The sequence below is a fragment of the Actinomadura atramentaria DSM 43919 genome, assembly GCF_000381885.1.
In the GTDB taxonomy this organism is placed as follows: Bacteria; Actinomycetota; Actinomycetes; order Streptosporangiales; family Streptosporangiaceae; genus Spirillospora; species Spirillospora atramentaria.
The window spans coordinates 180128-206114 of record NZ_KB907210.1 but is presented as its reverse complement, the minus strand read 5'-3'; the positions used below and the strand labels follow the sequence as shown (position 1 = coordinate 206114).

Below are 25987 nucleotides of genomic sequence, written 5' to 3'. Positions count from 1 at the left end.
TCCGTGAAACGCATCCTGAGCGCCGCGGCGGCGGCCCTGACGCTGCTGTCGGCCACCGCCGCGTGCGGGGACACCGGCGACGACAAGGGGAAGGGCGGTGACAAGGGGTCGCGGACGCTGACGGTGTTCGCCGCCGCGTCGCTCACCGAGACGTTCACCGCGCTCGGCAAGGACTTCGAGAAGTCCCATCCCGGGGTGAAGGTCCGGTTCAGCTTCGGCGGCAGCTCCACGCTCGCGCAGCAGATCACGCAGGGCGCGCCCGCCGACGTGTTCGCCGCCGCGAGCCCCGCGACGATGAAGACCGTGTCCGAGGCGGGCGACGCGGCCGGGTCGCCGCAGGTGTTCGTCCGCAACCGGCTCGTCATCGCGGTGCCCAAGGACGACCCGGCCAAGGTCCACGGGCTCTCCGACCTGGCGCGCAAGGGCGTCAAGGTCGTGCTGTGCGCCGACGAGGTCCCGTGCGGGGCCGCCGCTAGGACCGCGCTGGCCGCCGCGCACGTCGACGTGAAGCCGGTGTCGAAGGAGCAGGACGTCAAGGCCGTCCTCACCAAGGTCCGGCTCGGCGAGGCCGACGCGGGCCTAGTCTACCGCACCGACGCGGGCGCGGCGGCCGGGCAGGTCACCGGCATCGACTTCCCCGAGGCCGCCAAGGCGATCAACGACTACCCGATCACCGAGCTGGCGCACGCGCCGCAGGCCGGGCTGGCCAAGGAGTTCGTGTCGCTGGTGCTGTCCCCGGCCGGGCGGGCGACGCTGACGAAGGCGGGCTTCGAGGCGCCGTGACGCGCCGCGAGGGGGACGCACGCCCGGCCCGGCCGCCGTGGATGCTGGTGCTGCCGGGGCTGGTCGGGCTGGCGTTCCTCGTCCTGCCGCTGCTCGGGCTGCTGTGGCGCGCGCCCTGGTCGACGCTCGGGACGCGGCTCGCCGAACCGCAGGTGCTGGAGGCGCTGCGGCTGAGCCTCGTCACGGCGACCGCCGCGACCGCGCTGTGCATGTTCTTCGGCGTGCCGCTGGCGTGGCTGCTGGCGCGCGTCCGGTTCCGGGGCGTGCGGGTCGTGCGGGCGCTGGTGACCGTGCCGCTGGTGCTGCCGCCCGTCGTCGGCGGCGTCGCGCTGCTGCTGGCCCTCGGGCGGCGGGGGATCGTCGGCCGCTGGCTGGACGACGCGTTCGGGGTGACGCTGCCGTTCACCACGGCGGGCGTCGTGCTCGCCGAGACGTTCGTGGCGATGCCGTTCCTGGTCATCAGCGTCGAGGGCGCGCTGCGCGCCGCCGACCTGCGCTACGAGGAGGCCGCCGCGACGCTCGGCGCGAGCCGCTGGACGGTGTTCCGCCGCGTCACGCTGCCGCTCGTCGCGCCCGGCGTCGCGGCGGGCGCGGTGCTGTGCTGGGCGCGGGCGCTCGGGGAGTTCGGCGCGACGATCACGTTCGCGGGCAACTTCCCGGGCCGCACGCAGACGATGCCGCTCGCGGTCTACCTCGCGCTGGAGAACGACCCGCAGGCCGCGATCGTGCTGAGCCTCGTGCTGCTCGCGGTGTCGGTCGTCGTCCTCGCCGCGCTGCGCGGCCGCTGGACGGGGACGCCGTGACGGCCCCGGAGAATGCGGAGGGCCTGGACGCGCGGCTCGTCGTCCGCCGCGCCGCCTTCGACCTGGATCTCGCGCTGCGCGCCGCGCCCGGCGAGGTCGTCGCGCTGCTCGGCCCGAACGGCGCGGGCAAGACCACCGCGCTGCGCGCCCTCGCCGGGCTCGTCGCCACGGCGGGCGGCCACCTGCGGGTGGACGGCGCCGACCTGGCCGCGCTGCCCGCCGAGCGGCGCGGCATCGGCATGGTGTTCCAGGACTACCTGCTGTTCCCGCACCTCAGCGCGCTGGACAACGTCGCGTTCGGGCTGCGCTGCCGGGGCGGGAGGCGCGGCGCGGCGCGGCGGGAGGCGGCGCGCTGGCTGGAGCGCGTCGGGCTCGCGGACCACGCCGGGTCGCGGCCGCGCGCGCTGTCGGGCGGGCAGGCGCAGCGCGTCGCACTGGCCCGCGCGCTGGCGGTGCGGCCCCGGCTGCTGCTGCTCGACGAGCCGCTGTCGGCGCTGGACGCCCACACGCGGCTGGAGATCCGCGCGGCGCTGCGCCGCCATCTGGCCGGGTTCGACGGTGCGGCGGTGCTCGTCACGCACGATCCGCTCGACGCGATGGTCCTCGCGGACCGGCTCGTCGTGCTGGAGGGCGGCCGGGTCGTCCAGGAGGGCCCGCCCGCCGAGGTCGCGCGCCGTCCGCGCACCGGGTACGTCGCGCGGCTCGTCGGGCTGAACCTGTACCGGGGGACGGCGGCGGGGTCGGTGGTCACGTTCCCGGACGGCCCGCCGATGGGCATAGCGGGCTCACTGGAAGGTGAGGTGTTCCTTGCCTTCTCGCCAGCCTCGGTGGCGCTCTACCGGACCCGCCCGGACGGCAGCCCCCGCAACCTGTGGCGGGCGGCGGTCGGCGGGGTCGAACGGCAGGGCGACCGGGTGCGCGTCCTGCTGGAGGCTCCCGGCCGGACCGTCGCGGCGGACGTGACGGCCGCCGCCGTCGCGGACCTCGGCCTGGTCGAGGGCAGCGAGGTCTGGGCCGCGGTGAAGGCGACCGAGGTCCAGGTGTACCCCGCCTAGGGACCGTGCTATACGGGACCGTGACATGGCCCCTGATCAGGCATTTTTCCAGTGATAAGGATCACAAATGGGCGTGGGAACGCCCAAAACGGGACGTGATTGGTCCAGACCAAATGGCAAAGACGTTCGGTTTTGTTCATGATGCAAACATCCTGCGAACAGCTGAAGGAGTTGCCCGTGTCCCAAGAGGTTGCTGCGTCGTCCGCCTCCGCTAACAACGACCAGGCCCCGACCAGCCACGCCGAACTCGTGGACTGGGTACGTGAGATCGCCGAGCTGACCCAGCCCGCCCGGATCGAGTGGTGCGACGGCTCCGACGCGGAGTGGGAGCGCCTGACGAGCCTGCTCGTGGAGCAGGGGACCTTCAAACGGCTCAACGCCGACAAGCGCCCGAACAGCTTCTACGCCGCCTCCGACCCGAGCGACGTCGCCCGCGTCGAGGACCGCACGTTCATCTGCTCCGAGAAGGAGGAGGACGCCGGCCCGACGAACAACTGGGTGGCCCCGGCGGAGATGCGCCGCACGTTCGGCGAGATCTTCAAGGGTTCGATGAAGGGCCGCACCATGTACGTGGTGCCGTTCTGCATGGGCCCGCTCGGCGGCAACATCTCCCAGCTCGGCGTCGAGATCACCGACTCGCCGTACGTCGTGGTGTCGATGCGGATCATGACGCGGATGGGTGCGGGCGCGCTGCGGCTGATCGAGGAGCGCGGCTCGTTCGTCAAGGCCGTCCACTCGGTGGGCGCGCCGCTGGAGCCGGGCCAGGCCGACGTCCCGTGGCCGTGCAACTCCACCAAGTACATCTCGCACTTCCCCGAGACGCGGGAGATCTGGTCCTACGGGTCCGGGTACGGCGGCAACGCGCTGCTCGGCAAGAAGTGCTACGCGCTGCGCATCGCCTCGACGATGGCGCGCGACGAGGGCTGGCTGGCCGAGCACATGCTGATCCTCAAGCTGACCCCGCCGGAGGGCGAGGCGCGCTACGTCGCGGCGGCGTTCCCGTCCGCGTGCGGCAAGACCAACCTCGCGATGCTGGAGCCGACCATCCCGGGCTGGAAGGTCGAGACCATCGGCGACGACATCGCCTGGATGCGGTTCGGCGAGGACGGCCGCCTCCACGCGATCAACCCCGAGTACGGCTTCTTCGGCGTCGCGCCCGGCACCGGCGCGGAGACCAACGCCAACGCCGTCGAGACGTTCTGGGGCAACAGCATCTTCACGAACGTCGCGCTCACCGACGACGGCGACGTGTGGTGGGAGGGCCTGACGGAGGAGCCGCCGGCCGACCTCACCGACTGGAAGGGCAACCCGTGGACGCCGGAGTCCGGCGCCCCGGCCGCCCACCCGAACGCGCGCTTCACCACCCCGGCCGGGCAGTGCCCGATCATCGCGCCGGAGTGGGAGGACCCCAGCGGCGTGCCGATCTCGGCGATCCTGTTCGGCGGCCGCCGCGCCACCGCCGTGCCGCTGGTGACGGAGTCCTTCGACTGGCAGCAGGGCGTCTTCCTCGGCGCGAACATCGCCTCGGAGAAGACCGCCGCCGCCGAGGGCACCGTCGGCGAGCTGCGCCGCGACCCGTTCGCCATGCTGCCGTTCTGCGGCTACAACATGGGCGACTACTTCGGCCACTGGCTGAAGGTCGGCAAGGCGACGGACCCGGAGAAGCTGCCCCGGATCTACTACGTCAACTGGTTCCGCAAGAACGCGGACGGCAAGTTCATCTGGCCGGGCTTCGGTGAGAACAGCCGCGTCCTGAAGTGGATCGTGGACCGGCTCAACGGCCGCGCCGACGCCGTCAAGTCCCCGATCGGCCACCTGCCGACCAAGGCCGCGCTCGACACCGACGGCCTGGCCATCGACGAGGCCGACCTCGACACGCTCCTCACCGTCGACACCGAGGTGTGGAAGCAGGAGGCCGCGCTGGTGCCCGAGCACTTCAACACCTTCGGCGACCACCTGCCCAAGGAGCTGTGGGACGAGTACAACGCGCTGGTGAACCGCCTCGGCGAGTGATCCGGGCGCTTCTCGTCCGCGACGGGTCCGCCGTCCCCTTCCGGGGACGGCGGACCCGTTCCGCATTTCCCGTCCCTTTTACCCGGAAAGGTTTTACCGCTTCCCCGATCCGGTGAATACCGCCCTGCGAGGCCGCACACCGGGAGGGACGCCGTGGAGAACGTGGACGAGATGTTCGGCGAGCCGTTCCCCGGACTCGACATCCCCGAGGGCCGCCCGCCGGGCGCGCCCGCCACGGCCGCCGGGGCGTGGGCGGCGGGCCTCGGCCGGTTCCTCAGCGGCACCGGCCGCGACCTGATGCGCTCCGGGCTGCGCCGCGCGGCCGCGCGCGGGGCGGTGGACCTGGACGTCCTGGACCTGCTCGGCGCGGCGGCGGGGACCGATCCGGCGCGCGGCCTGCTGATCGCGGCGGGAGCCGACCCGGACGCGCTGCTCGCCCGGATCGCGGACCTCACCGCGGGCGGCGAGCCCGGCGACGTCCCCGACACGCTGACGCCCGGCGCGAAGCGGGCGCTGCTGGACGCGCAGCGCGTGTCCCGCGCGCTCGGCGCGGGGTACCTCGGGCCCGAGCACCTGCTGATCGGCGTCGCCGCCAACAAGGACTCCGAGGCCGCACGGCTGCTCACCGCGCAGGGCGTCACCGCCAACGAGATCCAGGACGCGCTCGTCGCCCGGCCCGCGCGGCCCGGCGGCGCGCCGCGCGGCCCGTCCCGCACCCCGGCGCTCGACGCGTGCGGCCGCGACCTGACGGCGTCCGCGCGCGCCGGGGACCTCGACCCGGTCGTCGGGCGCGAGGAGGTGATCGCGGAGACCATCGAGATCCTGGCGCGCCGCACGCGCAACAACCCGTGCCTGATCGGGGAGCCGGGCGTCGGCAAGACCGCCGTCGCGGAGGGCGTCGCGCAGCGCGTCGCGGACGGGGCGGTGCCGGAGCCGCTGAAGGACGTCCGGATCGTCGCGCTGGACGTCGCGGGGCTGTCCACCGGGCACCGCGCGGAGGTCGAGGAGCGCGTCGCGCGGGTGCTCGACGAGATCCGCGCCGAACCCGGCCTGGTCGTGGTGCTGGACGCCGTCCGCGCCCTCACCGGCTCCGGCGACGTCGCGGCGCTGCTGCGGCCCGCGCTGGCCGCCGGGGAACTGCGCGTCATCGCGGCGGGCACGGCGGGGGAGTACCGCCGCGTCGTCGCCGCCGACGACACCCTGGACCGTCGCCTCCAGGCCGTCATGGTCGCCGAGCCCACCGCCGCCGCGGCCGCGGCGATCCTCGCCGGGCTCCGCGACGCCTACGAGGCGCACCACGAGGTCCGGATCTCCGACGGCGCGCTGGAGGCCGCCGCGCGGCTCGCGGACCGGCACATCGCGGGCCGGTTCCTGCCCGACAAGGCCGTGGACGTGCTGGACCGCGCCGCCGCGCGCGTCCGGCTGCGGGCGCTGTCGCCGCGCGACGACGCCCGCGCGCTGGACCGGCGGCTGGCGGCGCTGCACCGCGACAAGGACCAGGCCGTCGCGGACGAGGACTTCGTCCGCGCGGAGGCGCTGCGCGCCGAGATCGAGGGGCTGCGGCCCGAGCTGGACCGGGCGCGCGCCGACCGGGACCGGCTGCCGGAGGTCGAGCCCGCCGACGTCGCGGAGATCGTCTCGGCGGTCGCGGGCGTCCCGGTGGACCGGCTCGTCGAGGAAGAACGCGAGCGGCTGATCCGGATGGAGGAGCGGATCGGCGAACGGGTCGTCGGGCAGACCGCGGCCGTCGCGGCGGTCGCCGCCGCCGTCCGCCGCGCCCGCGCCGGGCTCGCGGAGCCGGACCGGCCGCTCGGCGCGTTCCTGTTCGTCGGCCCGTCCGGCGTCGGGAAGACCGAACTGTCCCGCGCGCTCGCCGAGGTGCTGTTCGACGGCACCGACCGGCTGACGCGCATCGACCTCGCGGAGTTCGACGAGGCGTTCACCGTGGGCCGCCTCATCGGCCGCCCGCCCGGCCCGGTCGGCTTCGAGGAGCAGGGGCAGCTCACCGAGGCGGTCCGCCGCCGCCCGCACGGCGTCGTGGTGCTCGACGGCGTCGAGCGCGCGCATCCCGACGTGCGCGGCGTGCTGCTGCGCGTGCTGGAGGAGGGCCGCGTCACCGACGGGCAGGGCCGGACCGTGGACTTCGGGGCGACGATCGTCATCCTGACGACGGCGCTCGGCGCGGACCTGGTGCTGTCGGAGGACTACCGCGACTCCCCGGACCTGCGCGTCGAGGTGATGAACCTGCTCGTCCGCGACCTCGGCTCCGAACTGCTCGACCGCGTGGACGAGACGATCGTCTTCTCCCGGCTCGACCGGCCGCAGCTCCGCGCCGTCGTGGACCTGCTCGCCGGGGTCACCCGCCGCCGCCTCGCCGGGCAGGGCGTCGCGCTGGAGATCACCGACGCGGCCCGCGACCTGCTCGCCGAGCGCGGCCACCGGCCCGAGGCGGGCGCCCGCCCGCTGCGCGGGACCGTCCGGCGGGAGCTGGAGGACCCGCTGTCGCGGATGCTGCTCGCCGGGGACCTGCGCGCGGGCGACACCGCGCGCGCCGACCGCGACGGCGCGGAGATCGTGATCAGCGTCGAGCGGCCCGGCTGACGCGCGGGGTCAGCCCGGCTCGGCGCGCAGCTCGGCCAGCAGCCGCCCCTGGTCGGCCAGCAGGTCGGTGAGGATGCGGCGCGCGGCGCGCATCAGCTCCGAGACGTCGCCGCCCGCCAGCTCGTAGATCACCGTGCCGCCCTCGCGGCGGGCCGTGACGATCCCGGCGCGGCGCAGCACGGCGAGCTGCTGGGAGAGGCTGGACGCCTCGATCTCGATCGCCGTCAGCAGGTCGCGGACGGGCGCCGGGCCCTCGCAGAGCAGTTCGAGCACGCGGATGCGCACGGGGTGGCCGAGCGTCTTGAACAGCTCGGCCTTGGCCTGGTAGAGCGGCACGGGCACGGCGGTCACGCCCCCGCCCGTGCGGCGCGCCCTCGCGGGCCGCGGTTCTGTTCGACTGGCCGTCTCCTCACGCCGTGCAGCCTACCCAGGCGGCGGTTCCGCGGTCCCGTGGCCGGGTTTACGACTTGAAGACTTCTTCAATTGCCTATAATCGCAAAGCGTCGGGTCGGATCGGTCGGAGAGGCGGCAGCGGTGGGACGGGGACGGGCCAAGGCCAAGCAGCAGCGGGACGCCCGGAAGCTGAAGTACCGCGGCGCGGGCGACCTCGACGGGCTGTGCCGCGAGCTGGGCGTCGGGCGGGCTCCCGCCCTCGCGCCCGAGCCCGCGGAGCGGGAGCCCGCGCGGGACGCGGAGCGCGGCGAATGACCCGCCCGGGCCGCGCGGCGGCGGCGCGATGAGGCTTCCGTCGTGGGCGGCGGGCCGCGCCGGCCTGCTGCCGCGCCGCGCGGACTGGACCGCCGCGCGGCGCTCGCCCGGCCGCGACCTGGTCGCCGGGCTCATCGTCGCCGTCGTCGCGCTGCCGCTCGCCCTGGCGTTCGGCGTCGCGTCCGGCGTCGGCGCGCAGGCCGGGCTGGTCACCGCGATCGTCGCCGGGGCGCTGGCGGCGGTGTTCGGCGGCAGCAACCTCCAGGTGTCCGGGCCGACCGGCGCGATGACCGTCGTCCTGCTGCCGATCGTGCAGAAGTACGGGTCGGGCGGCGTGCTGATGGTCGGGCTGATGGCCGGGGTCGTGCTCATCGCGCTGGCCGTCCTGCGGATCGGGCGGTTCGCGCAGTTCCTGCCCGTCCCGGTGGTAGAGGGGTTCACCGCCGGGATCGCCGTCGTCATCGCGCTCCAGCAGGTCCCCGCCGCGCTCGGCGTGCCGACGCCGGACGGCGACAAGGTCTGGCGGACCGCCGCGCGGGCCGTCGCGGACTTCGCCGGGCACCCCGCCGCCGCCGCGCCCGTCATGGCCGTCGCGGTCGCCGCGCTGATGCTGGTCGGGGCGCGGCTGCGCCCGGCCGTGCCGTTCTCGCTGGCGGGCGTCGCGCTCGCCACCCTCGTCGCGCAGGCCGCCGGGCTGGACGTCGCCACGATCGGCGCGCTGCCCGCCGGGCTGCCCGCGCCGTCCCTCGGGTTCCTGGACGCCGGGGCGGTCGGCGCGCTGCTGCCGTCCGCGCTGGCCGTCGCGGCGCTGGCCGCGCTGGAGAGCCTGCTGTGCGCGACCGTCGCGGACGGGATGACGGTCGGGGAGCGGCACGACCCCGACCGGGAGCTGTTCGGGCAGGGCGTCGCCAACGTCGTCGCGCCGATGCTCGGCGGCGTCCCGGCGACCGCCGCCATCGCGCGGACCGCCGTCAACGTCCGGGCCGGGGCGCGGTCCCGGCTGGCGGCGCTCACCCACGCGGCGGTCCTGGCCGTCGTCGTGCTCGCCGCCGGGGGACTGGTCGGGCGCATCCCGCTCGCCGCGCTGGCCGGGGTGCTGCTGGCCACGACCGTCCGCATGGTCGAGGCCGGGTCGCTGCGCGCCATCGCCCGCGCGACGCGCGGCGACGGCGCGGTGCTCGTCCTGACGTTCGCCGTCACGGTCGTGTTCGACCTGATCACCGCCGTCGCCGTCGGGATCGCGCTGGCCGTCGTGCTGGCGCTGCGGTCCGTGGCGCGCAGCGCCCGCGTGGACCGGACGCCGCTCGCGCCCGGCGGGCACGCCGACGAGGAACGCCTGCTCGCGGACCGCATCGTCGCCTACCGGCTCGACGGCCCGCTGTTCTTCGCCGCCGCGCACCGGTTCCTGCTGGAGCTGTCGGAGATCTCCGACGTCGAGGTCGTCATCCTGCGGATGTCCCGGATCAGCGCCCTGGACGCGACCGGCGCGGGAGTGCTCGGGGACGCCGTCGAGCGGCTGGAGCGGCGCGGCGTCGTCGTCATGATCTCCGGGATCAGGCCAGGCCACGACCAGGTCCTCGCGGCCCTCGGCGTCGCGGACCACCTGCGCCGCGACGGGCTGGTCTTCGCCGACACCCCCGCCGCCATCGCCCGCGCCCGGGAGCTCGTCGGCGCGGCCGACCGCCCGGCTCCGGCGGACCGGACGATTCCGGCCGCGCGCACGTAGGATGCGGTGACATGGCCCGTCTGGAGCACAGAATCCACGAGTTGACCGTCGGGCAGCTCGCCGAACGCAGCGGCGTCGCGGTCTCGGCGCTCCACTTCTACGAGTCCAAGGGGCTCATCTCCAGCCGCCGCACGGCGGGCAACCAGCGCCGGTTCACCCGCGACGCGCTCCGCCGCGTCGCGTTCATCAAGGTCTCGCAGCGGGTCGGCATCCCGCTCAGCGACATCCGGGACGCGCTGGACACGCTGCCGGAGGGCCGCACCCCCACCGCCGCCGACTGGCGGCGGCTGTCGGAGCTGTGGCGCGCGGACCTGGACGCCCGCATCCGGCAGCTCCGCGGCCTCCGCGACGACCTGGACGACTGCATCGGCTGCGGCTGCCTGTCGATCAGCAAGTGCGCGCTCGCCAACCCGTTCGACCGGCTCGGGGACCAGGGCTCCGGCCCCCGGCGGCTGCTCGTCGCCGACCCGACCGAGACCCCGCACGCCGCGCCGCCCGAGCCAGGCGAGGCCCCGGGCCCGTGCGCCGACGACCCGTGCGCCGACGACGCGTGCGCGCCGGACGAGGGCGGGCCGTGCGCCCCGGCGGAACCGGGCGACACGCGCCCGCCGGCCCGCGCCCCGTCCGGCGAGACGCGGGCCGCGGACCCCTGCGGCGCGAACTGCCCCTGACCCGCCGCCCGGCGCGGAAGCAGCCACGGCGTGAGTGCGCTGACCGCCGCGCGGGCACGAACCGCGCGCCCCTCCCGCGCGGATACAGGCGCCGGGCGAGCGGCTGGAACGCACTGGACCCGGCCGCCCGGCTCACGCCTCACCTGGCCTGCTCGGTTACGCGTCCCGAACCTCGTGCCCGTGCGGGTCGATGCGGCGCGGGGTCGGTTCGCGGCCCGCGGGCTGGGTCGGGGCCGTGCGGGGCATCAGGGACGGGATCGCGACGTCCGCCGGTTCGTCGCCGAGGGTGATGTCGGTCGCGTGGTGCGTCAGCTTGAGGCCCGGCCCCTCCAGGAGCTCGTACCGCGCGCTCTCGGCGGTGATCGTCACCTTGATGCGGTTGTCCCGGTACCGCATGCGGAACGCCAGCCGGCTGATCCCGCCGGGCAGGCGCGGCGCGAAGCGCAGCAGGCCGTCGCGGGCGCGCATGCCGCCGAACCCGGCGACCAGGCCCGTCCAGGAGCCCGCGAGCGCGGCGATGTGCAGGCCGTCGCGGGTGTTGGCGTTGAGGTCGTGCAGGTCGACGAGCGCCGTCTCGCCCAGGTAGTCGTGGGCCAGCTCGACGTGCCCGACCTCGGCGGCGATGACGGCCTGCGTCTGCGCCGACAGCGACGAGTCCCGGACGGTCAGCGCCTCGTAGTACTCGAAGTCCCGCGCCTTCTGCTCGCTGGTGAACGCCTCCCCGCACAGGTGCAGCGCGAGGACGAGGTCGGCCTGCTTCACCACCTGCCGCCGGTACAGGTCGAAGTACGGATAGTTCAGCAGCAGCGGGTAGTGGTCGGGCTTGGTGTCCTCGAAGTCCCACGGCGCGTGGTTGGTGAACCCCTCGGCCTGCGGGTGGACGCCCAGCCGGTCGTCGTAGGGGATGAACATCGCGGCGGCCGCGTCCCGCCAGGACGCGGCCTCTTCGGCCGTCACGTTCAGCCGGTCGGCGAGGTCGGGGTGCCGCATCGCCGTCCGGGCCGCCTCTTCCAGGTTCCGGCGCGCCATGAGGTTCGTGTAGACGTTGTTGTCCGCGACGGCGCTGTACTCGTCGGGCCCGGTGACGCCGTCGATGCGGAACACGCCCTCGACGTCGTGGTGTCCGAGGCTGCGCCACAGCCGCGCCGTCGCGACCAGGATCTCCAGCCCCACCTCGCGCTCGAACCGCTCGTCGCCCGTGGCGTCCACGTACCGGACGACGGCGTCGGCGATGTCGGCGTTGATGTGGAACGCGGCGGTACCGGCGGGCCAGTACCCCGAGCACTCCTGGCCCCGGATCGTCCGCCAGGGGAACGCCGCCCCGTCCAGGCCGAGCTGCGTCGCGCGCTCGTACGCCAGCGGCAGCGTCATGTGCCGCCAGGCGAGGGCGTCCGCGGCGGCGTCGGGCTGGGTGTAGGTCAGGACGGGCAGGACGAACGTCTCGGAGTCCCAGAACGTGTGCCCGTCGTAGCCCGGACCCGTCAGGCCCTTGGCGGGAATCAGCCGCCGCTCGGCGCGCGCACCGGCCTGGAGGATGTGGAACATCGCGAACCGGACGGCCTGCTGGACCTCGGCGTCGCCGTCGACCTCGACGTCCGCGCCCTTCCAGAAGTCGTCCAGATAGGCGCGCTGCTCGGCGAGCAGGCCGTCCCAGCCGGTCTGCCGCGCGCCCGCCAGCGCCCCGACCACCTGGTCGTGGAGCGCGGGCCGCGACCGCCGCCCCGACCATCCGTAGGCGACGTACTTGAGAATCCGCAGCTTCTGGCCCGGTTCGAGCCGGGTCGCGATCGTCGTGCGGCCGACGTCGTCGCTGGCCTCGTTCTCGACCGACAGCTTGCCGGGGGCCTCCACCTCGTGGGCCATCCCGGCGGCCATCCGCAGGTCGCTCTTGCGCGTGCAGTGGACGAGCACCACCTTGGTGTGGTTCGCCACGTGCTCCTCGCTGACCAGCGGCGCGGCGAGGGCGGCGGTGCCACGCGGGTCCTTGCCGTCGCCGTCGGGCAGCGCCTCGTTGGCGACCAGCTCGGACTGGACGACGACGCGCACCGGGTCGTCCACCGGCTCGACCTCGTAGCAGATCGCCGCGACGGCCCGCTGGGTCAGCGACACCAGCCGCGTCGAGGTGACCCGGACCGTCCGGTCGGCGGGGGAGGTCCACTCCAGCTCGCGGGTCAGCGTGCCCGCGCGCATGTCCAGCACCCGCTCGTGGCGGCCGAGGCGGCCGTAGCGGACGTCCAGCGGCTCGTCGTCCACCAGCAGCCGGATGATCTTGCCGTTGGTGACGTTGATGACGGTCTGCCCCGACTCGGGCAGCCCGTAGGCGGCCTCGGCCTGCGGCAGCGGCCGCTGCTCGTAGAACGAGTTCAGGTACGTGCCGGGCAGGCCGTGCGGCTCGCCCTCGTCGAGGTTGCCGCGCAGCCCGAGATGGCCGTTGGACAGCGCGAACACCGACTCGGTCTGCGCGAGCCGGTCCATCCGCAGCTCGGTCTCGCGGACGGTCCACGGCTCCACGCGGAACAGCGGCCGCTCCGGCTGCTCGTCCATCGTGCTCCCGTCGCTCACCGCTCGTCCCCCATCAGTTCGGACAGATCGTCCACGACGCGGTCCGCGCCGTGGGTGGCCAGGGCGGCGGCGTGCTCGCCGTCGACCCGGTTGACGCCGACGACGTACCCGAAGCGCCCCGCGCGGCCCGCCTCGACGCCGGCGAGCGCGTCCTCGAACACGGCCGCCTGCGCGGCGGCCACGCCGAGCTCCCGCGCGCCCTCCAGGAACGTGTCGGGGGCGGGCTTGCCCGCCAGGTCCCGCTCGGCGGCGACGACGCCGTCCACGCGCGCGTCGAACAGGTCGGTGATGCCGGTCGCCTCCAGCACCTGCGCGGTGTTCGCGCTGGACGAGACCACCGCCGTGCGCAGCCCCGCCTTCCGGACGGCCCGGACGAACGCCACGGAACCGTCGAAGACCTCCACGCCGTCGCGGCGGATGAGGTCCAGCACGAGCGCGTTCTTGCGCGCGCCGAGGCCGTGGACGGTCTCGGCGGTCGGCGGGTCGTCCGGCGTCCCCTCGGGCAGGGTGATGCCGCGCGAGGCGAGGAACGAGCGGGTGCCGTCCTCGCGGCGCTTGCCGTCCACGTACGTCCCGTAGTCGTTCCGGGCGTCGAACGGCTGGAACGGCTCCCCGGTCCGCTCCGCGCGTTCGCGCAGGTAGGCGTCGAACATCTCCTTCCACGCCGCGGCGTGGACCGCGGCGGTGCGGGTCAGCACGCCGTCCAGGTCGAACAGGCAGGCCGTCACCGCGTCCGGTAGTCCCAGCATCGTCCCCATCTCTCGTCTCGGTGCCCCGTCCCCCCGATGGTCCCGCTCCTTCCCGCGTAAAAGCGGGGCATTCCCGGGAAACGGCGTGATCGGGCCGGTGAACGGCGGGTAGGGGGCGGCGAAACGGGAGGGGAGAGAGCATGGTGCAGGCAACCGTCGGCGTCACGGGGCTCGCGGTGATGGGCCGGAACCTGGCCCGCAACTTCGCGCGGCACGGCCATCCCGTCGCCGTCCACAACCGCACGGCGGGGCGGACGCGCGCGCTCGTCGACGAGTTCGGCGACGAGGGGACGTTCCTGCCCGCCGAGACGCCCGAGGCGTTCGTCGCGTCGCTGGAGCGCCCCCGGAAGATCATCGTGATGGTCAAGGCGGGCGCGCCCACGGACGCGGTGATCGAGGAGTTCGCGCCGCTGCTCGACCCCGGCGACATCCTCGTGGACGGCGGGAACGCGTTCTTCCTCGACACCCGGCGCCGCGAGGCCGCGTTGCGGCAGCGCGAGGTCCGGTTCGTCGGGACGGGCGTGTCCGGCGGCGAGGAGGGCGCGCTGAACGGCCCGAGCATCATGCCCGGCGGCCCCCGCGAGGCGTACGCCGAACTCGGCCCGCTGCTGGAGAGCGTCGCGGCGAGCGTGGACGGCACGCCGTGCTGCACGCACGTCGGCGAAGAGGGCGCGGGCCACTTCGTGAAGATGGTCCACAACGGCATCGAGTACGCCGACATGCAGCTCATCGCGGAGTCCTACGACCTGCTGCGGCATGCCGCCGGGCTGGAGCCGCCCGAGATCGCCGAGGTGTTCCGGACGTGGAACGACGGGCGGTTGGAGTCCTACCTCATCGAGATCACCGCGCAGATCCTCGACCACGTCGACCCGGCCACCGGGCAGCCGTTCGTGGACGTCGTCCTGGACCGCGCCGAGCAGAAGGGCACCGGGCGCTGGACCGTCCAGAACGCGCTGGACCTGGGCGTCCCGGTGCCCGGCATCGCCGAGGCGGTGTTCGCGCGGTCGGTCTCGGGCCACACCGGGCTGCGCGCCGCCGCGGCCGGGCTGCCCGGCCCGGACCCGGACGCCGCGCCCGTCCTGGACCTGGTCGGCGCGGTCGAGCGCGCGCTGTACGCGTCCAAGATCGTCGCCTACGCGCAGGGCTTCCACCAGATCGAGGCGGGCGCCGCCGAGTACGGCTGGGACGTGGACGCGGGCGCGCTCGCCACGATCTGGCGCGGCGGCTGCATCATCCGCGCCCGCTTCCTCGACCGCATCCGCGCCGCCTACGAGGCCGACCCGCACCTGCCGACGCTGCTCACCGACACCGGCTTCGCCGACGCGCTCGGCGGCGCGCAGGACGACTGGCGGCGCGTCGTCGCCGCGGCGGCCCGCGCGGGCGTCCCCGCGCCCGGGTTCGCCGGGGCGCTCGCCTACTACGACGCGCTGCGCGCCGCGCGGCTGCCCGCCGCCCTCACCCAGGCGCAGCGCGACTACTTCGGCGCGCACACCTACCGCCGCACCGACCGCGGCGGCGTCTTCCACACCCGCTGGGCGCAGGACGGCGCGGAGGAGGAGACCGGCTGAGCGCGGGCGTGGCGCGGGCAGTGGCCGCACGGGGGCAGGATGGAGGGGTGACCCTTCTCGATCGGCTTCCCCGCGGTGACGACCTCGACCCCGACGCGCTCTACGAGGCGTTCGAGACGTGGGTCTCGGGGCGCGGGATCACGCTGTACCCCGCGCAGGAGGAGGCGCTGATCGAGGTCGTGTCCGGCGCGAACGTCGTGCTGGCGACGCCGACCGGGTCCGGCAAGAGCCTGGTCGCGGCGGGCGCGCTGTTCGCCGCCCTCGGCCGGGACCAGGTCGCGTTCTACACCGCGCCGATCAAGGCGCTGGTGTCGGAGAAGTTCTTCGACCTGTGCGAGATGTTCGGCCGCGAGAACGTCGGGATGATGACCGGCGACGCGTCGGTCAACGCGGACGCCCCGATCGTCTGCTGCACCGCCGAGGTGCTCGCCAACATCGCGCTGCGCGACGGCGCGGACGCCGACGTGGGCGTCGTCGTGATGGACGAGTTCCACTTCTACGCCGAGCCCGAGCGCGGCTGGGCGTGGCAGATCCCGCTGCTGGAGCTGCCGCAGGCGCAGTTCCTGCTGATGTCGGCGACGCTCGGGGACGTCGAGTTCTTCCGGGGCGACCTCACCCGCCGCACCGGGCGGCCGACGGCGGTGGTGTCGTCGGCGGAGCGGCCCGTCCCGCTGATCTACGACTACCGCGTCACGCCGCTGCACGAGACGATCGAGGAGCTGCTGGCCGAGCGCAAGGCCCCGGTCTACCTCGTCCACTTCACGCAGGCCGCCGCGATCGAGCGCGCGCAGTCGCTGATGAGCGTGAACGTGTGCAGCAAGGAGGAGAAGGCGCGGATCGCCGAGCTGATCGGCGGGTTCCGGTTCACGACGAAGTTCGGGCGGAACCTGTCGCGGTTCGTGCGGCACGGCATCGGCGTCCACCACGCCGGGATGCTGCCGAAGTACCGGCGGCTCGTGGAGCGGCTGGCGCAGGCGGGGCTGCTCAAGGTCATCTGCGGCACGGACACGCTCGGCGTCGGCGTCAACGTCCCGATCCGCACGGTGGTGTTCACGGCGCTGTCGAAGTACGACGGGCACCGGGTGCGGCGGCTGCGGGCCCGCGAGTTCCACCAGATCGCGGGCCGCGCGGGGCGCGCCGGGTACGACACGGTCGGGTTCGTCGTCGCGCAGGCCCCCGAGCACGTCGTGGAGAACGAGAAGGCCCTGGCCAAGGCGGGCGACGACCCCAAGAAGCGCCGCAAGGTCCAGCGCAAGAAGCCGCCGGAGGGGTTCGTCGGCTGGGACGAGGAGACGTTCGCCAAGCTCCAGACCGCCGAGCCGGAGCTGCTGAAGTCGCGCTTCCAGGTCAGCCACGCCATGCTGCTGTCGGTGATCGCGCGGCCGGGCAACGCGTTCCAGGCCATGAAGCGGCTGCTCACCGACAACCACGAGGACCCGGCGGCCCGCCGCCGCCACATCTCCCGCGCCATCGCGATCTACCGGTCGCTGCTGGCGGGCGGCGTGGTCGAGACGCTGCCCGAGCCCGACGAGCAGGGCCGCTACGCGCGCGTCACCGTGGACCTCCAGGAAGACTTCGCGCTCAACCAGCCGCTGTCCACGTTCGCGCTGGCGACGTTCGAGATCCTCGACCCGGCGTCGCCCGGCTACGCGCTGGACGTCCTGTCGGTCATCGAGGCGACGCTGGACGACCCCCGCCAGATCCTCGCCGCGCAGGAGAACAAGGCGCGCGGCGAGGCCGTGCAGGAGATGAAGAACGAGGGCATCGAGTACGAGGAGCGGATGGAACTGCTCCAGGACGTCACCTACCCGCGCCCGCTGGAAGAGGAGCTGGAGGCCGCGTACGAGGTGTACCGGGCGGGGCATCCGTGGGTCGGGGACCATCCGCTCAGCCCGAAGTCGATCGTCCGCGACATGTACGAGCGGGCGATGACGTTCACCGAGTACATCGGCCACTACGACCTGGCGCGCACCGAGGGGCTGCTGCTGCGGTACCTGTCGGGCGCGTACAAGGCGCTCCAGCAGACCGTCCCGGAGTCGATCAAGAACGACGACCTCATCGACCTCATCGAGTGGCTGGGCGAACTCGTCCGCCAGGTCGACTCCAGCCTGCTGGACGAGTGGGAGCAGCTCGCCAACCCCACCGCCGATCCGGAGGAGATCGTCGCCGAGCGCGTCACCCGGGTCACGGCGAACGCGCGGGCGTTCCGGGTGCTGGTCCGCAACGCGCTGTTCCGGCGGGTCGAGCTGGCCGCCCTCGAACGGTACGACGAGCTGGGCCGCCTCGACCCCGAGTTCGGCGCGGACGCCTGGGCGGACGCGATGGACGCCTACTTCGCCGAGCACGACGAGCTGCGCACCGGGCCGGACGCGCGCGGCCCGAAGCTGCTCCAGATCGAAGAGGTGCCGGACGAGGCGCTGTGGCGCGTCCGGCAGGTCTTCGACGACCCGGCGGGCGACCGCGACTGGGGGATCAGCGCCGAGGTCGACCTCACCGGGTCCGACGAGGCGGGGGAGGCGGTGCTGCGGGTCCGGTCGGTGGACCGGCTCTGACCCGTCGCCGACCCGGCGCCGACCGGCGTCAGGCCGCGGCGCGCAGCCGGGTCGTGACGTCGGCGCGGAGCGCGGCGACGTCCACCCCGGCCTCGGTGAGCAGCCGGACGGACGCGAACCGCTCGTCCTGGATCAGCCCGAGCAGGACGTGGCCCGCCTCGATGCGCTTTTGCCGCGCCTTGAGGGTCTGCCGCAGGGACAGCTCCAGCGCCTTCTTGGCGTCGTCGGCGAACACCGGGCCGCGCAGGCGGTACGGGCCGGACGCGTCCGGGGCGTCCAGCGCGCCGGGCCCGAACTCGGCCTCGGCGGCGTCGCGCACCGCGGCCAGGTCCACGCCGATCGCGCGCAGCGCCTCGGGGTCGAGGGGGTCGGCCGCGCCGCGCTCGATCGCGTCGCGCAGCCGGATCGGCGTCGCTCCGGCGGCGCGCAGCGCGGCGGCCGCGTCGTCCTCGCCCGCCGCGACCGCGTACAGCAGGTGCCCGGTGGTGATCCGCCGGGCGCGCAGCTCGCGGCCGAACGCCTGCGCGCCGACGACCGCCGCGCGGGCGTCCCGGCTGAACCGTTCGAACATCACTTCTCCCTTCCGAGGCGGCGGCCGCCGCCGTGCTTCTTGTGGACGGCCTGGCGGCTGACGCCGAGCGCGTCCGCGATCTCCTGCCACGTCCAGCCGCGTTCGCGCGCGCCCGCGACCTGCAGGTTCTCCAGCCGGTCGGCCAGTTCCCGCAGGGCGCGGACGGCGCGGAGCCCGACCGCCGGGTCACGGCTGCTCGCCTCGCGGGCGAGTGTCACTCCGTCGCTCATGGCTGTCAATGTAGGTTGACATCGAGGGCGTGTCAACATGGGTTGACGGCGGTCAGTGGGTGACCAGCAGCGTCGCCAGCAGATCGTCCAGACTGATCAGCCCGACCGGGCGGCCCGCCGCGTCCGCGACCAGGCCGAGGTTGCTGTGCGCGGCGCGCAGCGCGGCCACGGCCGCCGCGACCGGCGTCCGCTCCGGCAGCATCGGCACCGGGTGCGCCAGCTCGCCCGCCGGGGTCGTCCGGCCGCGCGCCCGCGCGAGATAGGCGTCCCGGACGTGGATCATCCTCGGCGTGCCCGCGCCGCGCACCATGATCCGCGTCCGGCCGCTGCGCGCGGCCGTGTCGACGACCTCCTGCGGGGACGCGTCCGACCGCACCGCGACGATGTCGGCGAGCGGCACGACCAGGCCCGCCAGCGACGCGCGCGGGGCGTCCAGCGCCGCCGTCAGGACGCGCAGGTCCGCCTCGTCGATCAGGCCGAGGCGGCGCGACTCCATCGCCAGGTCGCGGAGCTGCTCGGGGGTCCGCGCGATCTCGGCCGCGTCCCTCGGCTGGACGCCGAGCAGCCGCAGCAGCAGGTTCGTCGTCGCGTTCAGCGCGGTCAGCACCGGATGCACGATCGTCGTGAACGCCCGGAACGGCGGCGCGAGCACCGTCGCGGACCGCTCCGGCCGCACGATCGCCCACGACTTCGGGGCCATCTCCCCGACGACCATGTGCAGGAACGTCACCAGTGCCAGGGCCAGCACGAACGCCACCGCGTGCGCCGCCGCCGAGGGCAGGCCGACCGCGTGGAACCACGGCGTCAGCGTCTCCGCGAGCACCGGCTCCGACACCAGGCCGAGGCCCAGCGAGCACATCGTGATGCCGAGCTGCGCGCCCGCGAGCATCACCGACAGCTCCCGGATGCCCGCGACCGCCGACGCCGCCGCGCGGCTGCCCGCCGCCGCGTCCCGCTCCAGCCGCGGGCGCTTCGCCGCCACCAGCGCGAACTCGGCGGCCACGAAGAAGCCGTTGCCCGCCAGCAGCGCCAGCGTCACCGGGATGCCCACGCCGAGGTTCACCGCGCGTCCCCCTCGATCTCCGGCGGGGCGTCCTCGGTGCGGAGCCGGATCAGCTCGGGGACGTGGCGGTGGACGGTCAGGACCTCCACGACCGCGCGGCGCGGCGGCTCGTCCAGATGCTCGGGGGGCAGGTCCACCAGGACGACGTCGCCGGGTTCGGCGACGCGGCCGAGGCGTTTGAGCAGCAGGCCGGAGACCGTCTCGTAGTCGCCGGCGGGGAGGTCGACGCCGGTCTCGTGCGCCGCCTCGTCCACGCGCAGGCCGGCGTCGAGGGTCCACCAGTCGCCGCTGCGGATGGCCAGCTCCTCGTCCGGCTCGTTCTCGTCGGAGATCTCGCCGACCAGTTCCTCGGCGACGTCCTCCCAGGTCACGAGCCCGGCGAAGCCGCCGTACTCGTCCACGACGCAGGCGAGCGGGGCGCGGTTCTCGCGCAGGCGCTCGATGACGTCGGGCAGTGCGAGCGTCGTGGGGAGCAGCAGGGCGGGGCGGGCGAGTTCGCGGACGGTGGTGCGGGCGGCCTCGGCGGGGGACAGGGTGATCAGCTCGTCCAGACCGACGACGCCGACGACGTCGTCCACGCCCGATCCGACGACGGGATAGCGGGTGTGGCCGCTGGCGATGATGATTTCGGAGAGGGAGTCGGCCGTGTCGGACGCCGGGACGGTGACGACGTCCACGCGCGGCACCATCACCGAATCCGCGCTCCGCTCGGAGAAGGCCAGCGCGCGTTCCAGCAGATCCGCGTGGCCTTCCTGCAACTGCTCGCCGGATTCGCCGATGATGTGGCCGAGTTCTTCGAGGGTCGCGCCGTGGTGCAGTTCTTCGACGGGCTCGATTCCGACCGCCCGCACGAGGCGGTTCGCGGACGCGTCGAACAACCGGATCAGCGGACCCGCCACCGCGAGATATCCGAGCGTGGACGCCGCCAGCGCCCGAGCCAGCGGCTCCGCGCGCGCGAGCGCGAGGTTCTTCGGGAACAGTTCGCCGAGCAGCATCTGGATGACGGTCGCCAGGACGAATCCGAGCGCGACCGCGATTCCGCCGATCACCGCGTCGGGGATGCCGACCGCGCGCAGCACGGGCCGGAACAGCTCGGCCAGCGCGGGCCGCGCGATGAAACCCACGACCAGCGCGGTCACGGTGATGCCCAGTTGCGCGCCGGACAGCATGAACGACAGCCGGTTCATGACCGTGACGGCGCGCTCGGACTTCCGGTCGCCGTCGCGGGCGCGGTGCTCCAACTCCAGGCGGTCGGCGGTGACGAACGCGAACTCCTGCGCGACGAAATAACCGGTCGCGGCCGTCAACAGGAGAATGGCGAGAACGCCGAGCCACGCATTCATGAGGAGCCGACCCCCGACGCCCTCCGCTGCGGTGGAACGTTCGTCGGCGGACTCGCGGAATTCGCCCGCCGACGAACGCGTGGGCCGGCGGCCGCCTCGTCAAGCCTTCCGGGGGCGTCACGGAGCGCGTGCTGACCGGTCACGATGGCCCCCTCCCCGCTCGCCGACACGCGTCAGCAAGATCCTTACCCGCGTTCGGAGCAGGCGACCCGGGGGAGAGGGCGCGGTCAGATGTTCGGGCCGTAGTTGGTGCATTGGGGGTGGAAGTTCGGGGTCTTCGCGCCGATCTCGTTGAGGACGAGCTGCATGATCGGGCCGTCGTAGAACATGCCCGAGTGGCTGACCGGGTCGTCGGGGCAGAGGTCCTGGAGCAGGACGTTCGTGGTGTCGCCGCCGTGCAGGTAGGCGTTGGTGAGCGGGGTGACCGTGGTGTCGTGGGACGTCACGATCGTCAGGTAGCGGACGCCGGGGACGGTGTCGCCGTCGGCGAACAGCGCCGTCTGGAAGTCCGAGCCCTCTTCCTGCTGCGTGTGGGCGGGGGAGCCGATCAGGTAGTAGAAGCCGTTGACAAGCCAGAGCACGTTCAGGGTGCGGCCGAGGTTGACCAGGCCGTTCATGGTGGTGCCGTGGTTGGTCGGGCCGAGGCCGATCAGCGTCCGGACCTTGGACGCGCCGCCGAGCCGCTTGATGTAGTAGTTCGGCATCATGCCGCCCTGCGAGTTGCCGACCACGTCGACCTTGGGCGCGCCCGTGGCGGCCAGCACCTTGTCGACGAACGCGCTCATCTGCTGCGCGGACTGCGCGATGTCGCCGAGCCCGTAGATGTGGCCGAGGCTGGACTGCGTCCCGCCGTAGTTGAACCCGTAGACGCAGTATCCGGCGTTGGCGAGCGTCGGGACGATCGTCGCCCCGGCCGACCCGAAGTTGGACGTCGTCCCGTGGACGACCACCACCGGGTACGGGTGCTCGGCGGACGGCTTGCACGACCAGATGTTGCCGCCCGCGACCGCGTCCGGGCTGAGCACGAAGTTGCTGATCGCGGTGCCCAGGTCGCCCACGGGATAGGCGGGCGCGGTGTCGGCCTCGGCGGCCGCCGGGGCCAGCGCGGCGACGGCGGCGGCCCCCGCCGCGAGGGAGCTCAGGACGCGTCGTTTGCTCATGGATTCCTCTGTTCGCTCGGAACGGGCGGGAACGCGGGGACGCCCCGCCGGGCGCGGCCGGGGCGCGGGACGCCGACGCACCGTCCGCGCGGGCCGGGGCGAGGTCAAGCAGACATTAGTGTTTGTATGAAGCGTTGTCGAGGGCTACACCGCCGGAGCCGCGTCGGCGAGCGCGCGGATCAGCGGCGTCTCGCTCGACGTCCGCCACACGAAACCCCACCCGCAGCGCGGCGCGTCCCGAACGGGCACGTACGCCAGGCTCGGCCAGGGATAGAACTCGGCCGCCTCGGCGGGGACTCCGGCGACGGCCTGGCCGGACGAGACGGCGCTCAACGCCTCCTGCCACGTCGTCACCTTCGGCCCCCGGCGGACGGGACGGCCGGACGGCGTGTGCCAGGGATTGAAGACCTCCTCCAGATAGGCGGGGATCGACTGCCCCTCGACCACCGCGCAGTCGCCGAAATCCTCCAGGCAGACGCTCTCCCGCGCCGCGAACGGATGATCGGCGCCGACCATCAGCAACACCTCGGACGTGTGCGTCGTCGGCCGGACGGTCAGGTCGGGCTCGCGGATCGGCAGCCACAGATACGCCACGTCCACGTCCCCCGACAGCAGCAGGTCCAGGGGAGAGGACGGCTGGATCTCCCGGTGCTGAATCCGCGCATTGGGGTGGCGTTCCAGGAAGAGGTCGAGCGTTTTTCTGATCCGCATCGAGTGCGGCCCGAGGGTGCCCAGCGTCAGCGTTCCCGCCGTGCCGTCGGCGGTGGCGCGCGCGGTCGTGAACCCCTCCATGATCTGCCGGTATCCGCTCTTGAGCTCCCGGTAGAGCTGCTCACCGAGCGGGGACAGGCTGACGGCGCGGGTGGTGCGGTCGAACAGAGTGCCGCCGACGCGCCGCTCCTGCTTCTTGATCGACTGGCTGACGCGGGCGGGACTGACGCCCAGCCGCTCGGCCGCGCGGCTGAAGTGCAGTTCCTCGGCCAGCGTCAGGAAGATCTCGATGTCTCGCATCTCCATCCGCGGCCTCCGAATTTGTTAGATCAGGGTTAAAGGACGTTATCGGATACGTCGTTGATGAGACGAGGGCGAACCGGGCACGCTGGAGCGCGGCCCGCCGCGCGGTCGGCCGTCCTTGGAGGCTCTGTGCCCATCGGCTATCTGTTCACCGTCGTCGTCATCGCGATGGGCGCGCTGTTCGCGCTGCGGCCGGTGCGGCGGCCGCGCCCGGTCGCGACGGTGAGCTACTTCCTCGGCCTGGCGGTGAACGAACTGCCGTTCTTCGCGGCCGTCTACTGGCTCGGGATTTCGACGTCGCTGGCTTTCGCGGAGGGCGACATCGACTCGGCGGCCGGTTGGGCGGGCGTCGCGCTGGCCGCCGTGACGTTTGTGGGACTCGCGGTCGTCGCGTACCGCGCGGTGGGGGAGAAGGCCCGGGTCGACCGCGCTTTGGACGAGGGCCTGGGCGCGGGATGGCGGGAATCCCTCGACCCTGATCTGGCCGCCGGGCTGCGGACGCGCCGTCCGCTGGCGCGCATCATTCTCATGCCGATCATCAAGCGCCGCCGGGACGTCCGCCGCGTCGCCGACCTCTCCTACGGAGACGCGGGCCGCCGCAATCTGCTCGACGTCTATCACCACCGCTCGCGGCCGCAGGGCGCGCCCGTCATGATCCACGTCCACGGCGGCCACTATTCCGGCGGCCACAAGAACAGCCAGTCATTGGCGCTGCTCTACCGGCTCGCCAGCCAGGGCTGGGTTTGCGTCAGCGCGAATTACCGGCTGCGGCCCGAGGTCGAGCATCCCGATCATCTGATCGACCTCAAGAAGGTCGTCGCCCGGGTCCGCGAGCACGCCGACGAATACGGCGTCGATCCCGCGACGGTGTTCGTCGCGGGCAGTTCGGCGGGCGCGCACATGGCGGCTTTCGCCGCGCTCACCCAGAACGACCCGGCCTTCCAGCCGGGTTTCGAGGACGCGGACACCTCGGTCAGCGGAGCCGTCTGCCTGAACGCCTGGTACCGGGAGTATTTCGGCCAGGGGCCGGAGTCATCGCCGGAGTCCCACATCACGGCGGACGCGCCGCCGTTCTTCGTCGCGCACGGAGACAAGGACCCGATCGTTCCCGTCTCGGACGCCCGCCACTTCACCGACGAGTTGCGCCGGACGTCGGCCGCGCCCGTCGTCTACGCCGAGCTCAGGGGCGGCCACCACGCGTTCGACCTGTACCACTCGCTGCGCTTCGAGGCCGTCGTGGACGGGATCGAGGCGTTCGCCGCCTCGGTGAGATCGCGTGATTCGCTGAGCGTTCACCCGGCCCGGCGGCCGCGCGGCTAGGCGTCCTGGCCGCGCCGCGTCTAAAGTACATCCATGTCTGTATGGCGATGGGCGCGGTGTCTGCTGGTGGCGGGTCTGGCGGGTTCGCTCCTGACGGTGACGCTGCCCGCCCCCGCGAACGCCGATGACCTGGAAGAACTGTGCGCCGGCCCGATAGCCGAGGCCAAGCGCATCGCGGGTCTCATCAAGGCGCACAACGCCAAGCCGAGAGTGAGTTCCAACCGCGCCTACGTCAGCGCGTACAACGCGGAGGCGCGGTCGCTGAACGCCCAGCAGGCGCAGGCCCTCTCGCGGGTGCGGCAGTGCGTCAGCGCGTTCTCCAAGGTGGTGCGCGGGCATCCGCTTTCGTCGTTCCCGAAGCCGACGCCCGGCCAGATATCCAAGGTGTCGTCGGCGGTCCAGAAACTGACCGACGCGGACAAGCGGGCGATGGGCAACTTCGGGCCGAAGACGTACGACTTCCTCGACTACGGGCCCGGGAAGAAAGGCATGACGACGCGCGTGGACCGGAACCCGCCGCGCTACCGCCAGCCGATCGTGAATCCCGTCTACAAGGCGCTGGACGAGACCCGTCCGACCGTTCCCCGGACGTCCTACCTGCAAGGCAAGCTGCCGCCGCGGATCGGCGCGCCCGACGACGCGTACACCAACGGACGGCGGGTGACGGGCGTGGCGTTCGATCACATCGTTCCGCTCCGCCGTCTGGTCACCATGCGCGACTTCCTGAAACTGACGCCGGAGAACATGTGGCTCGTCGCGAACTCCCCGTCCAACACCCAGTGGCTTTCCAAGACGGCCAACGGCTCGAAGCTCTCGGGCAGTTCGGCGTTCATTTCGGGGGCCGACCCGCGATGGCTCGCCGAGCAGGCGAAGATCCGGGAGCGGGCCGAGTCCGAGATTCAGGACCTCATCAACGCACTCGTCAAGACCCAGAAAGGCTGAGCCGATGCGAACCGGACCACGGCCGAAACTGAGGCACGAGCCCATGTTCGTCGTCTCGGCGGCGCTGATTCTGGTGGGTGCGCTGGGGCTTGTGGCGGGCGCGGGGCGGCTCGCGCTCTCCGATTCCGGCCGGCCCGAGGCACACGGCGAACAGGCCGTGATCCAGAAGACCGTCACCGCTTTCGCGGGCGCGGTGGATCGCAGCGACAACGCGACAGTGCTGTCGATGCTGTGCGCGCAGGAGGCCGAGGGCGTCGCGGACGATATCGACGCCCCGGACGACCACGGCGACCCGAAGGCCGCGCTGACCCCGATCACCGTCCAGAACATCCGGATCACCGGGACCACCGCCCAGGCGAGCATCACCCGGCCGCGCCAGCAACCGGCCACGGTGTTCCTGCTCAAGGAGAACGGCACCTGGAAACTCTGCGATCCACTGAGGTACGAGCACTGAGGTACGAGTACTGAGTCACGAGCACGACCGGTCTGCGGCAGCCTGGGAACCGATCGGCGTCGGGCGGGCAACAACGGGCGTCCCGATCCAGAGCCGAAA

The 25987-nt window shown here is 73.4% G+C and carries 21 protein-coding genes and 1 pseudogene; 13 read left to right on the top strand and 9 right to left on the bottom strand.

Features of this window, described 5'->3' with window-relative positions; genetic code table 11:
• Positions 1 to 3: 3 nt before the first annotated feature.
• From modA to G339_RS33035, 5 genes are all read left to right on the top strand, one after another.
• The gene (gene modA / locus G339_RS0108315; RefSeq protein WP_019630609.1) at positions 4 to 783 is read left to right on the top strand and encodes a molybdate ABC transporter substrate-binding protein; all 780 of its coding nucleotides are present in this window, start codon (positions 4 to 6) and stop codon (positions 781 to 783) included.
• Between the two features lie 41 nt (positions 784 to 824).
• The gene (locus G339_RS0108310) at positions 825 to 1586 is read left to right on the top strand and encodes an ABC transporter permease (RefSeq protein WP_084693192.1); all 762 of its coding nucleotides are present in this window, start codon (positions 825 to 827) and stop codon (positions 1584 to 1586) included.
• Positions 1583 to 2641 (top strand): ABC transporter ATP-binding protein, encoded by a 1059-nt coding sequence (locus tag G339_RS0108305; protein WP_019630607.1) that lies wholly within the window; start codon positions 1583 to 1585, stop codon positions 2639 to 2641. Before G339_RS0108310 ends, G339_RS0108305 begins: the two co-directional genes overlap by 4 nt.
• 177 nt (positions 2642 to 2818) lie before the next feature.
• Positions 2819 to 4654, top strand: coding sequence for a phosphoenolpyruvate carboxykinase (GTP) (locus tag G339_RS0108300; protein WP_026341259.1), 1836 nt, complete (start codon positions 2819 to 2821; stop codon positions 4652 to 4654).
• Positions 4655 to 4807: 153 nt separating this feature from the next.
• Positions 4808 to 7255, top strand: a complete 2448-nt coding sequence (locus G339_RS33035; protein ID WP_019630605.1) for an AAA family ATPase — start codon at positions 4808 to 4810, stop codon at positions 7253 to 7255.
• A 9-nt stretch (positions 7256 to 7264) separates the two neighbouring features.
• Here G339_RS33035 and G339_RS0108290 read toward each other — a convergent pair whose 3' ends face one another.
• The gene (locus G339_RS0108290) at positions 7265 to 7597 is read right to left on the bottom strand and encodes an ArsR/SmtB family transcription factor (protein ID WP_026341258.1); all 333 of its coding nucleotides are present in this window, start codon (positions 7595 to 7597) and stop codon (positions 7265 to 7267) included.
• 192 nt (positions 7598 to 7789) lie between these two features.
• On the opposite strand from G339_RS0108290, the gene G339_RS40830 reads away from it, so the two are divergent.
• From G339_RS40830 to soxR, 3 genes and pseudogenes are all read left to right on the top strand, one after another.
• Complete coding sequence (locus G339_RS40830; protein ID WP_019630603.1) at positions 7790 to 7963, top strand: DUF3073 family protein; 174 nt, start codon at positions 7790 to 7792, stop codon at positions 7961 to 7963.
• Positions 7964 to 7991: 28 nt separating this feature from the next.
• Entirely contained in the window at positions 7992 to 9689 is a 1698-nt protein-coding gene (locus tag G339_RS0108280) for a SulP family inorganic anion transporter (protein ID WP_019630602.1), read from the top strand.
• A gap of 11 nt (positions 9690 to 9700) precedes the next feature.
• Positions 9701 to 10150 (top strand): annotated as a pseudogene (gene soxR, locus G339_RS33030) (redox-sensitive transcriptional activator SoxR); the annotation flags it as partial.
• A gap of 366 nt (positions 10151 to 10516) precedes the next feature.
• Here the strand turns inward: soxR and G339_RS0108270 are convergent.
• Entirely contained in the window at positions 10517 to 12922 is a 2406-nt protein-coding gene (locus G339_RS0108270; protein WP_019630600.1) for a glycoside hydrolase family 65 protein, read from the bottom strand.
• On the bottom strand, positions 12919 to 13671 hold the full coding sequence (locus tag G339_RS0108265; RefSeq protein ID WP_026341257.1) for a beta-phosphoglucomutase family hydrolase: 753 nt from the start codon (positions 13669 to 13671) through the stop codon (positions 12919 to 12921). Before G339_RS0108265 ends, G339_RS0108270 begins: the two co-directional genes overlap by 4 nt.
• A gap of 140 nt (positions 13672 to 13811) precedes the next feature.
• Between G339_RS0108265 and gndA the strand changes: the two genes are divergently transcribed.
• Both gndA and G339_RS0108255 read left to right on the top strand, forming a co-directional pair.
• Complete coding sequence (gene gndA, locus G339_RS0108260) at positions 13812 to 15239, top strand: NADP-dependent phosphogluconate dehydrogenase (RefSeq protein WP_019630598.1); 1428 nt, start codon at positions 13812 to 13814, stop codon at positions 15237 to 15239.
• 47 nt (positions 15240 to 15286) lie between these two features.
• On the top strand, positions 15287 to 17791 hold the full coding sequence (locus G339_RS0108255; protein WP_019630597.1) for a DEAD/DEAH box helicase: 2505 nt from the start codon (positions 15287 to 15289) through the stop codon (positions 17789 to 17791).
• 28 nt (positions 17792 to 17819) lie between these two features.
• Here G339_RS0108255 and G339_RS0108250 read toward each other — a convergent pair whose 3' ends face one another.
• The 6 genes from G339_RS0108250 to G339_RS0108225 all read right to left on the bottom strand — a co-directional run bounded on the left by G339_RS0108250 (position 17820) and on the right by G339_RS0108225 (position 23175).
• On the bottom strand, positions 17820 to 18362 hold the full coding sequence (locus G339_RS0108250) for a Clp protease N-terminal domain-containing protein (protein WP_019630596.1): 543 nt from the start codon (positions 18360 to 18362) through the stop codon (positions 17820 to 17822).
• Positions 18362 to 18592 carry a helix-turn-helix domain-containing protein gene (locus G339_RS0108245; RefSeq protein WP_019630595.1) on the bottom strand — a complete coding sequence of 77 codons (231 nt, stop codon included), beginning with the start codon at positions 18590 to 18592 and terminating at the stop codon, positions 18362 to 18364. The genes G339_RS0108250 and G339_RS0108245 overlap by 1 nt, the downstream gene beginning before the upstream one ends.
• Positions 18593 to 18644: 52 nt before the next feature.
• Positions 18645 to 19655 (bottom strand): hemolysin family protein, encoded by a 1011-nt coding sequence (locus G339_RS0108240; RefSeq protein WP_019630594.1) that lies wholly within the window; start codon positions 19653 to 19655, stop codon positions 18645 to 18647.
• The gene (locus tag G339_RS33025; RefSeq protein WP_019630593.1) at positions 19652 to 20998 is read right to left on the bottom strand and encodes a hemolysin family protein; all 1347 of its coding nucleotides are present in this window, start codon (positions 20996 to 20998) and stop codon (positions 19652 to 19654) included. Before G339_RS33025 ends, G339_RS0108240 begins: the two co-directional genes overlap by 4 nt.
• A gap of 227 nt (positions 20999 to 21225) precedes the next feature.
• Complete coding sequence (locus tag G339_RS0108230) at positions 21226 to 22158, bottom strand: esterase/lipase family protein (RefSeq protein WP_019630592.1); 933 nt, start codon at positions 22156 to 22158, stop codon at positions 21226 to 21228.
• 144 nt (positions 22159 to 22302) lie between these two features.
• Entirely contained in the window at positions 22303 to 23175 is an 873-nt protein-coding gene (locus G339_RS0108225) for a LysR family transcriptional regulator (protein ID WP_019630591.1), read from the bottom strand.
• 126 nt (positions 23176 to 23301) lie between these two features.
• Between G339_RS0108225 and G339_RS0108220 the strand changes: the two genes are divergently transcribed.
• From G339_RS0108220 to G339_RS0108210, 3 genes are all read left to right on the top strand, one after another.
• A complete protein-coding gene (locus G339_RS0108220; RefSeq protein ID WP_019630590.1) occupies positions 23302 to 24492 on the top strand; it encodes an alpha/beta hydrolase in 1191 nt (396 codons plus the stop codon).
• A 96-nt stretch (positions 24493 to 24588) separates the two neighbouring features.
• A complete protein-coding gene (locus G339_RS0108215; protein ID WP_157407432.1) occupies positions 24589 to 25434 on the top strand; it encodes a hypothetical protein in 846 nt (281 codons plus the stop codon).
• 43 nt (positions 25435 to 25477) lie between these two features.
• Positions 25478 to 25888: an Rv0361 family membrane protein gene (locus G339_RS0108210; protein WP_019630588.1), complete on the top strand. Its 411-nt coding sequence runs from the start codon at positions 25478 to 25480 to the stop codon at positions 25886 to 25888.
• The last annotated feature ends 99 nt before the right edge of the window (positions 25889 to 25987 follow it).